This is a genomic window from Pelomonas aquatica, from assembly GCF_026712205.1.
GTDB classification, from domain to species: Bacteria; Pseudomonadota; Gammaproteobacteria; order Burkholderiales; family Burkholderiaceae_C; genus Pelomonas; species Pelomonas aquatica.
Window position 1 is genome coordinate 87,504 of the sequence record NZ_JAPPUW010000017.1, and the last position, 11,973, is coordinate 99,476.

Annotated in this window: 13 protein-coding genes; 12 read left to right on the top strand and 1 reads right to left on the bottom strand. The window is 69.4% G+C overall.

Annotation, left to right across the window (positions count from 1 at the left end; all coding sequences use genetic code 11):
* Positions 1-162: 162 nt before the first annotated feature.
* From NYP07_RS17765 to NYP07_RS17795, 7 genes are all read left to right on the top strand, one after another.
* The gene (locus NYP07_RS17765; protein ID WP_268152816.1) at positions 163-1,599 is read left to right on the top strand and encodes a flagellin N-terminal helical domain-containing protein; all 1,437 of its coding nucleotides are present in this window, start codon (positions 163-165) and stop codon (positions 1,597-1,599) included.
* A gap of 110 nt (positions 1,600-1,709) precedes the next feature.
* Positions 1,710-3,164 (top strand): flagellar filament capping protein FliD, encoded by a 1,455-nt coding sequence (gene fliD, locus NYP07_RS17770; RefSeq protein WP_268152818.1) that lies wholly within the window; start codon positions 1,710-1,712, stop codon positions 3,162-3,164.
* Positions 3,165-3,258: 94 nt separating this feature from the next.
* Positions 3,259-3,711: a flagellar export chaperone FliS gene (fliS, locus tag NYP07_RS17775; RefSeq protein ID WP_268152820.1), complete on the top strand. Its 453-nt coding sequence runs from the start codon at positions 3,259-3,261 to the stop codon at positions 3,709-3,711.
* Position 3,712: 1 nt separating this feature from the next.
* Positions 3,713-4,012 (top strand): flagellar protein FliT, encoded by a 300-nt coding sequence (locus tag NYP07_RS17780; RefSeq protein WP_268152822.1) that lies wholly within the window; start codon positions 3,713-3,715, stop codon positions 4,010-4,012.
* Positions 4,013-4,154: 142 nt separating this feature from the next.
* Positions 4,155-4,430 carry a hypothetical protein gene (locus tag NYP07_RS17785; RefSeq protein ID WP_268152824.1) on the top strand — a complete coding sequence of 92 codons (276 nt, stop codon included), beginning with the start codon at positions 4,155-4,157 and terminating at the stop codon, positions 4,428-4,430.
* 72 nt (positions 4,431-4,502) lie between these two features.
* Positions 4,503-5,243 carry a flagellar brake protein gene (locus tag NYP07_RS17790; RefSeq protein ID WP_268152826.1) on the top strand — a complete coding sequence of 247 codons (741 nt, stop codon included), beginning with the start codon at positions 4,503-4,505 and terminating at the stop codon, positions 5,241-5,243.
* Positions 5,240-5,731, top strand: a complete 492-nt coding sequence (locus tag NYP07_RS17795) for a pilus assembly FimT family protein (RefSeq protein ID WP_268152828.1) — start codon at positions 5,240-5,242, stop codon at positions 5,729-5,731. The genes NYP07_RS17790 and NYP07_RS17795 overlap by 4 nt, the downstream gene beginning before the upstream one ends.
* Positions 5,732-5,762: 31 nt before the next feature.
* Here NYP07_RS17795 and fliE read toward each other — a convergent pair whose 3' ends face one another.
* Positions 5,763-6,089, bottom strand: coding sequence for a flagellar hook-basal body complex protein FliE (gene fliE, locus NYP07_RS17800; protein WP_268152830.1), 327 nt, complete (start codon positions 6,087-6,089; stop codon positions 5,763-5,765).
* A gap of 147 nt (positions 6,090-6,236) precedes the next feature.
* On the opposite strand from fliE, the gene fliF reads away from it, so the two are divergent.
* The 5 genes from fliF (at position 6,237) to fliJ (ending at position 11,794) form a co-directional block, all read left to right on the top strand.
* Entirely contained in the window at positions 6,237-7,934 is a 1,698-nt protein-coding gene (gene fliF, locus NYP07_RS17805; RefSeq protein ID WP_268152832.1) for a flagellar basal-body MS-ring/collar protein FliF, read from the top strand.
* 14 nt (positions 7,935-7,948) lie between these two features.
* On the top strand, positions 7,949-8,944 hold the full coding sequence (fliG, locus tag NYP07_RS17810) for a flagellar motor switch protein FliG (protein WP_268152834.1): 996 nt from the start codon (positions 7,949-7,951) through the stop codon (positions 8,942-8,944).
* Between the two features lie 117 nt (positions 8,945-9,061).
* On the top strand, positions 9,062-9,853 hold the full coding sequence (locus NYP07_RS17815) for a FliH/SctL family protein (protein WP_268152836.1): 792 nt from the start codon (positions 9,062-9,064) through the stop codon (positions 9,851-9,853).
* Complete coding sequence (gene fliI, locus NYP07_RS17820) at positions 9,843-11,270, top strand: flagellar protein export ATPase FliI (RefSeq protein WP_268152838.1); 1,428 nt, start codon at positions 9,843-9,845, stop codon at positions 11,268-11,270. The genes NYP07_RS17815 and fliI overlap by 11 nt, the downstream gene beginning before the upstream one ends.
* A gap of 71 nt (positions 11,271-11,341) precedes the next feature.
* Positions 11,342-11,794 carry a flagellar export protein FliJ gene (gene fliJ / locus NYP07_RS17825; RefSeq protein WP_268152840.1) on the top strand — a complete coding sequence of 151 codons (453 nt, stop codon included), beginning with the start codon at positions 11,342-11,344 and terminating at the stop codon, positions 11,792-11,794.
* The last annotated feature ends 179 nt before the right edge of the window (positions 11,795-11,973 follow it).

Sequence of the window (11,973 nt, forward strand, 5' to 3'; positions counted from 1 at the left end):
CCGCTTTTGGCGAGGCTGAATTGACCGCGAAAGCCGCCGCTTATCCGGGCTAGGCCGATCGGCCGCACTCGGAAGAATTCGGACACCAAATCCCGGCTCGGCATTTGGCGTTCGGATCGACGAGATCGATCCAGGAATGCAAGGCTTTCACGGAGAGATTTCATGTCGCAGACCATCAACACCAATCTGTCGTCGCTGACTGCCCAGCGCAATGCCAGCAAGACGCAGAACGACCTGAGCACCGCGATTGCACGCCTGTCCTCCGGACTGCGCATCAACAGCGCCAAGGACGATGCCGCCGGCCTTGCGATCAGCGAGCGCTTCACCGCCCAGATCAACGGCCTCAACCAGGCCGCGCGCAACGCCAACGACGGCATCTCGCTGGCCCAGGTGGCCGAAGGCGGCCTGGGCTCGGTCGGCGCCAACCTGCAGCGCATGCGCCAGCTGGCCGTGCAGTCCGCCAACGCGACCAACAGCGCCACGGACCGCGCCGCGCTGCAGCAGGAAGTGCTCCAGCTCGCCGCCGAAATCGACCGCGTCGCGACCCAGACCCAGTTCAACGGCCTGAACCTGCTGGACGGCAGCTTCGCCGCCCAGCAGTTCCAGGTCGGCGCCAACGCCGGCCAGACCATCACGGTCGCCAACATCGCCAGCTCCCGCGCCAGCGCCCTCGGCGTCTACCAGGGCTTCACGGCCACCAGCCAGTCCATCGGCACCGCGAGCAACACGGCCGCAGCGCTGACCGTCAACGTTGGCGGCGCCGGCGCCGTCGCGCTCGGCACGGTCGCCGTCGATGCCAAGGCCCAGGCCGCCGCGATCACCTCCGGCAATATCGCCGGCCTGACCGCCACCGCCAACGCCACCACCGTCGCGGCCGCAGCCCAGACCAACGCCGCCACCGCCTCCGGCGCGGCGACGATCACCGTCAACGGCGTGGCCATCAACGTCAACGGCGTCAATGGTGCCGGTGCCCAGTCCACCAACCGTGCCAACGTCGTCGCCGCGCTGAACGCGCAGTCGGCCGCCACCGGCGTGATGGCCACCGACACGGGCACCGGCGTGTCGCTGACCGCCGCCGACGGGCGCAACATCACCGTCACTTACGCGGCCGGCGGCTTCACCGGCTCCAGCCTGACCGACTTCGGTATCGGCGCCACCTCGGGCACGACCTACGGCGGCACGATCAACATCAACTATGTCGCCCCTTCCGGCGTATCCGGCAGCGTCGTGTTCGCCCAGACCGGCGGCCTCAACTCGACGAACGCCATCGCCTCCACCGGCACGGCCGTCAACGCCATCGACATCTCGACGGTGGGCGGCGCCAACGCCGCGCTGTCGGCCGTCGACGCCGCGCTGGCCACGGTGAACAGCAACCGCGCGACGCTGGGTGCCATCCAGAACCGCTTCAGCTCGACCATCGACAACCTGACGACGGCCAGCAACAACCTGTCGGCCTCGCGCAGCCGCATCCAGGACGCCGACTTCGCGGCCGAAACCGCCAACCTGAGCCGCGCCCAGGTGCTGCAGCAGGCCGGCACGGCGATGATCGCCCAGGCCAACCAGTTGCCGCAGCAGGTGCTGTCGCTGCTGAAGGGCTGAGGCCGCGAGGGCCGGCCACGCCGCCGCGCCCGAGAACGTGAAATCCATCGCGGTTTCAAAAAGGTAAAGCGCCTAAGATTTCGGCAGCGTCGACCGATAAACGAAGGACCATGACCTCCATCACCGGCACCTCGACCATGTCGTCCCCGGGCATCGGCAGCGGGCTCGACGTCAGCAGCATCGTCACGCAGCTGATGGCGGTTGAATCCCAGCCGCTGAAGCTCATGCAGATAGCGGCGCAGAAGATGCAGACGCAGCTGTCGGCCTACGGCAAGATGCAGTCTCTGGTATCGGCGCTGCAGGACGCCACGACGCCGCTGCTGACCAGCACCAACTACTCGCTCACGACCGCCGCGTCATCCGACGTCTCAAGTGTCGGCGTTGCCACGACGACCGGCGCGGTCGCGGGCAATTACGCCGTCTCGGTGAGCGCGCTGGCGGCGTCGCAGACCCTGGTCAGCGCCAGCGGCCAGTTCGCGGCGACCACCGACATCGTCGGCACCGGCACGCTGACCATCAGCCTGGGCAGCTGGAACGCCGGGCAGACGGCCTTCACGCCCAAGACCGGCGCCCAGTCGGTCAGCATCACGATCGACTCGACCAGCAACACGCTGGCCGGCGTCCGCGACAAGATCAACGCGGCCAATGCCGGCGTGACGGCGACCATCGTCACCGACTCGACCGGCTCCCGCCTGGCCCTGCAGTCGAGCAGCACGGGCGCCGTCAACGGCTTCAAGGTGGCGGTCACGGAGACCGGCGCGGCCGGCCTGGGGCGCCTCGCGTTCGACCCCTCGGTCAACATCAGGCAGATGACGCAGACCACGGCGGCCGCCGACACCCAGGCGACGGTCAACGGCATCGCGATCACGAGTTCCAGCACGACGCTGAGCAACGTCATCCAGGGCCTGACCCTCACCCTCGGCAAGGTGACGACGGCGCCCGTGCAGGTGACGGTCAGCGCCAATACCGATGCGCTGAAGGCGATGGTGAAGAGTTTCGCCGCCGCCTACAACGCACTCAACGGCTTCATCAGCGACTCGACCAAGTACGACCCCGTCGCCAAGCAAGGCGCGTTGCTGCAGGGCGACCGCACCACGCTGAGCCTGCAGACCCAGTTGCGCAACCTCCTGGGCGGCTTCGGTTCGGCCTCGTCGACGTTCAACACCCTCAGCTCGATCGGCCTGCGCTTCCAGAAGGACGGCTCGCTGCAGGTGGACGACACCGCGCTGAGCGCCGCCGTACAGAACCCGACCGAGCTGAAGAAGGCGCTGTCCAACGTCGACCTCACCAGCCCGGTCAACAACGGCTTCTTCAAGAAGCTCTCCGACTGGGAGGCCATTGCGCTGGGCACGACGGGCTCGCTGCCGACGATACAGCAGTCTCTGCAAAAGGGCGTCGCTTCAAACCAGAAGGATCAGGATGCCTTCCAGGTCCGGCTGAGCCTGACCGAAAAACGGCTGCGTGACCAGTACTCCGCACTGGATTCGACGATGTCGAAGGCCAACGCGCTGTCCAAGTACGTGAACCAGCAGATCACGCTCTGGAACAACCAGAGGAGCAGCTGACGGCGTTAAGTAATGGCGTTTGACGCGCCAATCCCGGTTCAAGAACCGGCCGCAAAGGCCGAAAACAAGGACAAGTGAACCGGAGTCCAGCGTGATGTTCAGCATGCCCCAGTCCTTCGGCGGACACCGCCCCCGCACCAATGCCTACGCCGACATCGGCGCCAGCACCGCGACCGACGACGCCAGCCCCCACAAGCTCATCGGACTGCTCTACAGCACGGTGCTGAGCGACATCCATACGGCTCGCGGCGCCATCCGGCGAGGCGACATGCCTGCCAAGGCCCGGGCGATCAGCCGCGCCGTGCGCATCGTCGACGAAGGCCTGGCCGGCGTCCTCGACATGCCGCGCGGCGGCGAAATCGCCGAGCGCCTCGCCGCTCTCTACGACTACCTGGTGCGTCGCCTCACCATCGCCAACCTGCACAACGACGAAGCTGCCCTGGCCGAATGCGCCGGGCTGGTCGACACCATGAAGGACGGCTGGGAGGGCATCGCCGCGCAGGTGCATGCCGGCGCACAGGCCGCCCCCGCTACCGACGCAGGTTGATATGGACGCCCCCCTGCTCAACTACTACGAAGCGATCGAACGGGCCAGTGCCGACATGCTGTCGGCGGCCCGCAACGGCAATTGGGATGAAGTGGTCCGGCTGGAGGGCGCCTGCGTGCTGCTGATCTGCCAGCTCAAGGCCGCCGCAAATCAGGGGTCGCTCGCCCCCGGCGAATCCACGCTGAAGGCGCGCATCATGCAGCGCATCCTGATCAACGACGCCGAGATTCGCCATCTCGCCGAGCCCTGGCTCGAAGATCTCGACCGCGTATTGGCCGGCAACACCAAGCTGATGCACTGACACGGCCGCTCGCCCACGTCGCGCAGAACTACAATCGCCGGCCCCCGAGCGTGATGCTTGTCACGTTTCGGGGCCTAAAGTTCTTTGCCAAACTGCCGATAGGGCCGTGAGAGACCTTCAATTTGGGCTGAAGGGGATTCTGATGAACAGCATCAACGGAGTGGGAGCCGGCACCTCCTACAAGGTGGATTACTTGGATGCACGTAGCAATTCGATCCCGGACGCAACCTCCCTGGCGCGCAAGACCGAGCTCACCACGACCCTGACTGTCCAGATTGACCAGTTCACGCAGCAGCCGATCGTCCCCCGCTTCCCTTGGTTGAGCCGGCTCACGGCCGAGCTGGAAGCGGCCGCCAAGCAGCGGCCGACGTTCCCACCCACGTCGACACTGGGCAACCACATCGACAAGACAGCCTGACCCGCCCGCGGCGGCCACGCGTGTATGGCGAAGCGCCGGCCTGACCGGCATGGCTGCACTACCATCGTCCGCATGTCCGCCCCAACACAGACCGCACCCGAAGAGCTGCGCGTTTCCTCCCCCGCCGAAATCACCGCCTACCTGCAGCAGCTGCAGCGTGAAGGCGCTGGCCTGACGCTCAGCGGGCCGCCCGGTGCGAGCCTGTCCAGCCGCATCGTCGCGCTGGACCCCGCGGCCGATCTGCTCGGCCTTGAAATCGGCACCGATCCCGAAGGCATCAGCCAGGCCCTGGTGGCCGGCGGCGAGATCACCGCCGTCGCCTACCTCGGCACGATCAAGCTGCAGTTCGAGCTCGAAGCCCCCGTCATCGTCAGCGGCGAGCAGGGCGCCGTGCTGCGCACGACGCTGCCGACGCGGCTCTACCGCTTCCAGCGCCGCCAGTCCTTCCGCGTGCAGCCGGCCGGCAGCGTCTATCCGCGCGTCCTCGTGCCGGGCGGTGCCCAGCCCGGGCGCGCGCTGCGCGTGCTGGACATCAGCATCGGCGGCCTGGCTCTGGCCCTGCCCACCGACGCGGACCCGGCCCCGCTGCCGATCGGCCATGTCGCCGCCGACCTGGTGCTGGAGCTGGACCGCCTCACCGCGCTGCGCGTGGCCCTGCTGCCTCATCACGACAGCCCGATCAGTGGCGACGCCACCGGCACGCGCCAGCTCGGCTGCGCCTTCGTCGACCTCGACGCCGCGGCCGGCCGCTCGCTGCAGGTCTATGTGGACCAGACGCAGAAGCGCCGCCGCCTGCTGAAGCTGGACCTATGAAAAAGTCCCGCCGGACATCGGGCTTCACATTGCTGGAGGCCGTCTTCACGATGGCCGTGCTGGCCATCATCCTGGCCGCGGCCGTGCCCAGCTATTCCCACTACCTGGCCCGCCAGCGCCTGCGCCACGTCGCCGAGCTGCTGGAGCAGGATCTGCGCCATGCCCGCACCCTCAGCGTCGAGGAGGGGCGCAGCGTCTACATGAGCTTCCAGAGCGGCCGGCAATGGTGCTGGGGTTCGAGCCGCCAGTCCGCCTGCGACTGCGTCACCGGCCAGCCGCGCTGCGAGCTCGGCGGCATCGACGCGCACGAGCACAAGGGCACGCTGCTGCAGGCCGGCCGCGGCGTCACCTTCGAAGCCGGCCTGGGCCGAGCCCAGGGCTGGACGCGCATCGGCATCTCCAACGACCAGAACCAGCAGCTCTACCTGGACCTGGGGCCACTCGGCCGGCCACAGATCTGCGGCGCCGACTCGCGCAGCGGATGCTGAGCGAGAGGCCCGACGGGGCCGAGCCCAAGGCTCAGATCTGCATGTTCATGATCTCGGAATAGGCCGAGACCAGGCGGTTGCGCACCTGCAGCGTGGCCTGGAAGCCGATCTGGGCCTTCTGCATCGAGACCATGGTCTCTTCGAGGCTGACGGTGGGGTTGTCGAGCTGCACCTCGCGCTGCAGCCGCGTCGCCTCGTTCTGCTGGGCGCTGACGTTCTTCAGCGCCTGCGTCATCGCGTCGCCGAAGCTCGCGCCCGCCGGGGCGGCCGGCTTGGGCGCAAGCGGCTGGCCGTTGACCGCCAGGCCCGCGCGCGCGGCGGCCTGGGCGAAGTCGAAGGGGCGCAGCTTCATGTCCATGGAGCGGCACTTTGGCAGCAAGCCGCGGGCGCGAAGCCTGGAGATGCGCGGGCGCGGTCGGCCACTTCGACGCTTTCTTGAGGGGGGCGGCACGAATAATTTGCGCCATCGGCCGATTCCCGGCCCCTCCCGTTCCTTGCCGCCTCCATGGACACAGCCCTGAGCGCCCCCGCAGCAGCAGCCCCGGTGATGGTCGCCCCCGTCGAGGCGCCCAACCTCGTCCAGCGCATCAACGGCCTGCCGCTGCGCAGCAAGCTGGCCATGGGCGCAGGCCTGCTGGCCCTGGCCGGCGCGGTGCTGGCCATCACGCTGTGGTCCAGCCAGGGCGACTACCGCCCGCTGTTCACCGGCCTGGCCGACAAGGACGGCGGTGCCGTCATCGGCCAGCTCGCCGCGATGAACGTGCCCTACAAGCACGAGGCCGGCGGCACCATCCTCGTGCCGGCCGGCCAGGTCTACGAGCTGCGCATGAAGCTCGCGGCGCAAGGCCTGCCCAAATCAAGTGGAGGCGGCAGCGGCGGGACGGTCGGCTTCGAGCTGATGGACAAGTCCAGCATCGGCCAGACCCAGTTCAACGAGAGGCTGAACTTCCAGCGCGCCCTCGAGGGCGAGCTGACGCGCACCATCACGGCCATGTCCGACGTGGCCGACGCGCGCGTGCACCTGGCCATCCCGCAGCAGAACGGCTTCTTCCGCGAGCAGCAGAAGCCCAGCGCCAGCGTGATGCTGACGCTGCGCGGCGGCCGCACGCTGGATCGCGCCCAGATCGCCGGCATCGTCCACCTCGTGTCCAGCAGCGTGCCCGAGCTGTCGCCCAAGGCCGTCAGCGTGCTCGACCAGACCGGCGCCCTGCTCTCCCAGGCCGGCGCCGACGGCGCCACCGGCCTGGACAGCCAGCAGCTGCAGTACAAGCAGCAGGTCGAGGCCGGCTACAACAAGCGCATCCTCGAACTGCTGGAGCCCGTCGTCGGCCGCGACAACCTGCGCGCCACGGTGACGGCCGACGTCGACTTCTCGCAGACCGAGGCCACCGCCGAGGAATACCGCCCCAACCAGGGCGCCAACACCCAGGCCTCGGTGCGCTCCAGCCAGAGCAGCGAGCAGACCAATGCCAACGCCGCCCAGCCCACCGGCGTGCCGGGCGCAGCCACCAACCAGCCGCCGGTGCCGGCCACGGCCCCCGTCAACGGCGCCAGCGCGCCGCTGCAGGCCGCCCAGGGCAGCGCCGGCACGAACGGCAACCGCCGCGAGCAGGTCACCAACTACGAGCTCGACAAGACGGTGCGCGTCACGCGCGGCGCGGTCGGCAACGTCAAGCGGCTCAGCGCGGCCATCGTCGTCAACCAGCGCACGGTGACCGACGCGAAGGGCAAGACGACGACCCAGCCCGTGCCGGACGAGGAGATCACCCGCCTGACCGAGCTCGTCAAGGAGGCCATGGGCTTCAGCAGCGAACGCGGCGATTCGGTCAAGGTCGTCAGCGCGCCCTTCGTCGTCGACAAGACCGAGCCCGCCGACCTGCCGCTGTGGAAGCAGCCCTGGCTGACCGACCTGCTGCGCAGCGCCCTCGTGCCCGCGGCCTGCGTGCTGATCGCGCTGATCGCGGTGTTCGGCATGATCCGCCCGGCCATCAAGGCCGCCGCCCCGCCGCCCCCGCCCGAGAAGCCCGAGACCGTGGACGAGATCGTGGACGACGCCGAACTGCTGCCCGGCCCCGACGGCATGCCCAAGCTCGAAGCCCCGGTGCGCAGCGAAAAGCTGGACCGCGCCCGCGCGCTGGCACGCGACAATCCGGTCGCCGTCGCCAACATCGTGCGCGACTGGATGGCCGGAGAGACGATCTGATTCAGAGCTGAACCATGGACGACAAGGGCATAGAGAACGCCGCAATCCTGTTGATGTCGCTGGGCGAGGAAGAGGCCAGCGAGGTCTTCAAGCATCTGTCGCCCAAGGAAGTGCAGGCGCTGGGCGAGACCATCGCCAAGCTCAAGGTCATCAAGCGCGCCCAGGTCGAGACCGTGCTCGACAAGTTCGACGCCGTCGCCGAGACCCAGAGCACCCTGGTCACCGACACCGACGAATACGTGCGCGCCGTGCTGCGCAAGGCCCTCGGCGAGGACAAGGCCAACCTGCTGCTCGACCGCATCCTGCAGGGCAGCGACGTCTCCTCCATCGAGAGCCTGAAGTGGATGGACGCCGCCAGCGTGGCCGAGCTGCTGCGCAACGAGCACCCGCAGATCATCGCGGCCATCCTGGCCCACCTGGACTTCGACCAGACCGCCTCGGTGCTCAAGCTCTTCACCGAGCGCGGCCGCAACGAGGTGCTGATCCGCATCGCGACGCTGGACGGCATCCAGCCGACCGCGCTGAAGGACCTCAACGAGGTCATGAGCCAGATCCTGGCCGGCGGCGAGCGCATGAAGAAGAGCTCGCTGGGCGGCGCCAAGACGGCGGCCGAGATCATCAACATGATGGGCTCCAGCGTCGAGGCCTCGGTGCTGGACTATGTGCGCGAGGCGGACGCCGACCTGGCCCAGAAGATCATGGACAACATGTTCACGTTCGACGACGTGAACAAGATCGACGACAAGGGCATCCAGGCCGTGCTGAAGGAAGTGCAGACCGAGAGCCTCGTCGTCGCGCTCAAGGGCGCCGGCCCCGAGCTGCGCGAGAAGATCTTCCGCAACATGTCCACCCGCGCCGCCGAGACGCTGCGCGAGGACCTCGAGACCCGCGGCCCGGTGCGCCTGTCCGAGGTCGAGGCCGAGCAGAAGGAAATGCTCAAGATCGTGCGCCGCCTCGTCGACGAAGGCCAGATCGTGCTCGCCGGCGGCGGTGACGACCAGTTTGTGTGAACCGCGAATGACTGAAATGCAACCACAGAGGCACAGAGACACAGAGGAATTCAAAGCCAAGACGCTTGGCTGTTTCTCTGTGTCTCTGTGCCTCTGTGGTTGCATTTGAAATTCGACATGGCCACCAGTCGTCAACCGCCGCGGCAGGTGCCGCCGCCCGACCGCCGCGAGGGCGAGCGCCGCGGCAGCTATGCGCGCTTCATCCCCGGCGAGGAAGTCCAGGGCGCCAAGGCCTGGAACCTCGACAACCTGGGCGACACCGCGCCGTCGCCGTTCGCGCCGATGCGCCCGGGCATGCCCGCGACGCCCGCGCCCGCCGCCACGGCACCGGCGGAGCCGCCCGCGCCGGCCCCGCAACCCGATCTGCACGAGCAGCTGCACGCCGCGCGCCAGGCCGGCTACCAGGACGGCTACCGCGACGGCATGGCCGCGCTGGATGCGTTCAAGCACAGCTTCGCGCAGCAGATCAGCGCCCAGCTCGGCATGCTGGTGAAGACCTTCGATGCCGAGCTGCAGGCGCTGGAGGGCGAGATGGCCCAGTCCGTCGCGCGCATCGCCGTCGAGCTGGCCCGCCAGGTCGTGCGCAGCGAGATCGAGCAGCGCCCCGAGCTGATCGCGCGCGTCGCCCATGACGCGGTCGAGGCCCTGCAGCTGTCGGCCCGCCATGTGCGCGTGCGCGTGCACCCCGACGACTACCCCCTCGTGCAGGCGGGCGCCGGCAACGAGATGCAGGCCCGCGAGGCCCAGCTCGTGCCCGACCCGGACGTACCGCGCGGCGGCGTGAAGGTCGATGCCGACATCGCCAGCGTCGACGCGACGCTGGCCGCGCGCTGGCAGCAGGCCGTGTCGGCGATCGGCCAGAAGTCCATCTGGGAAGACCGCCGCGAAGGTGACGGTGATGACGACTGAACTCACCGAGCGCTGGCAGCGCTATCTGGCCGACCTGGAGACGCTGGCCGGCAATGCCGCGCCGCTGGAATCCCAGGGCAAGCTGGTGCGCGTGGCCGGCCTGGTGCTGGAGGCCACCGGCATCCGCGTGCCGCTGGGCTCGGTCTGCCGCATCCAGATGCCCAGCAGCGGCAATGCGCCGCGCCGCGGCCTGGCGCCGGTGAACGCCGAGGTCGTCGGCTTCTCGGGCGACCGCGCCTATCTGATGCCCACCGACGAGGTGCAGGGCCTGTCCAGTGGCGCCACCGTCGTGCCGCGCCACCTGCCGCCGCTGGCGCCGCAGCTGGGCCAGCCCCTGCACCCCTGGCGCCGCGGCGAGGACCGCGGCCTGCACCTGCCGATGGGCGACGGCCTGCTCGGCCGCGTCGTCGACCCGCACGGCCATCCGCTGGACCGCGGCGGCGAACTCGGCAACATCCACAACGAGCCCATGGTGCGCCGCCCCATCAACGCGATGGACCGCGACCCCGTGCGCACGCCGCTGGACACCGGCGTGCGCGCGATCAACGCGCTGCTGACCGTTGGCCGCGGCCAGCGCCTGGGCCTGTTCGCCGGCACGGGCGTCGGCAAGTCGGTGCTGCTGGGCATGATGGCGCGCTTCACCCAGGCCGACGTCATCGTCGTCGGCCTCATCGGCGAGCGCGGCCGCGAGGTCAAGGAATTCATCGAGGACATCCTCGGCGACGAGGGCCGCCAGCGCAGCGTCGTCGTCGCCGCGCCGGCCGACGCGCCACCGCTGATGCGCATGCAGGGCGCCCACTACGCGACGGCCATCGCCGAATACTTCCGCGACCAGGGGCGGCACGTGCTGCTGCTGATGGACTCGCTGACCCGCTACGCGATGGCCCAGCGCGAGATCGCCCTCGCGATCGGCGAGCCGCCGGCCACCAAGGGCTATCCGCCGAGCTGCTTCGCCAAGCTGCCCCAGCTCGTCGAGCGCAGCGGCAACGGCCTGCCCGGCGAGGGCTCGATCACGGCCTTCTACACCGTGCTGACCGAGGGCGACGACCCGCAGGACCCGATCGCCGACGCGGCGCGCGGCATCCTGGACGGCCATATCGTGCTCAGCCGCGAGCTGGCCGAGGCCGGCCACTACCCGGCCATCGACATCGAGCGCTCCGTGTCGCGGGTGATGGCCAGTGTTGCACCCCAAAACCAGGTCGATTCCGCGCGTCGATTCCGCCAGCTTCTGGCGAAATACAACAAGGCCCGCGACCTGATCCAGCTCGGCGCCTACGCCCCGGGCGCGGACCCCGAGCTGGATCTGGCCGTGCGCCTGCATGCCGACATGACGCGGCTGCTGCAGCAGGACATGCACAGCCCGGCACTTCTTCACGCCAGCGTCAGCCAATTGCAGGCCGTGGTCCAGGGCGCCTAAACCCCCGGGTCGGGCGCGCCGATAACGACTGAGCGCCGGGTCGCCGGCCCGTGCGCACGCTGGAGTTTTGAATGAGTGCATCCACGCTGAGCCTGCTGCTCGAACGCGCCGAAGCCGAGCGCGACGCCGCCGCCCAGGCCCTGCATGCGGCCAACGCGCAGGCCCAGGCCGCGCGCGCCCAGCATGGCGAGCTGTCCGGCTACCGCCAGGAATACCAGCAGCGCTGGACGGAGCAGTTCGCGCGCGCGACGGCGATGGACATCGTCGCCTGCTACCAGAGCTTCGGCCAGCGCCTGAACCAGGCCGTGGACACGCAGGGCCACGTCGCCCAGCACGCCGACCAGCGCGAGGAGCGCGCCCGCGACGCGCTGCGCCAGGCCGAGATGCGCGTGGCCGCGCTGCGCCAGCTCATCAAGCGCCGCGAGGCCGAGGCCAAGGCCGCCGCCGACCGCCGCGAGCAGCGCATCGCCGACGAATTCGCGGCCCGCGCCCATCTGCACCGCAGCCTCCACGCCCACGCCTGAGCCATGCTGAGCCCGCAAGCCGCCGCCAACGCGAACAAGCCCGCCCTGCCCGCCCTGCCCCCGCCCGCCGCGCCGCGCGCCGGCGCCGGCCCGAGCTTCGCGCAGATGCTGACCGTGCAGGCGCCGCCGCCCGCCGCGCCCCAGCCGGCCACGGCCCCCAAGCCGTCTGCCGCCGCGGC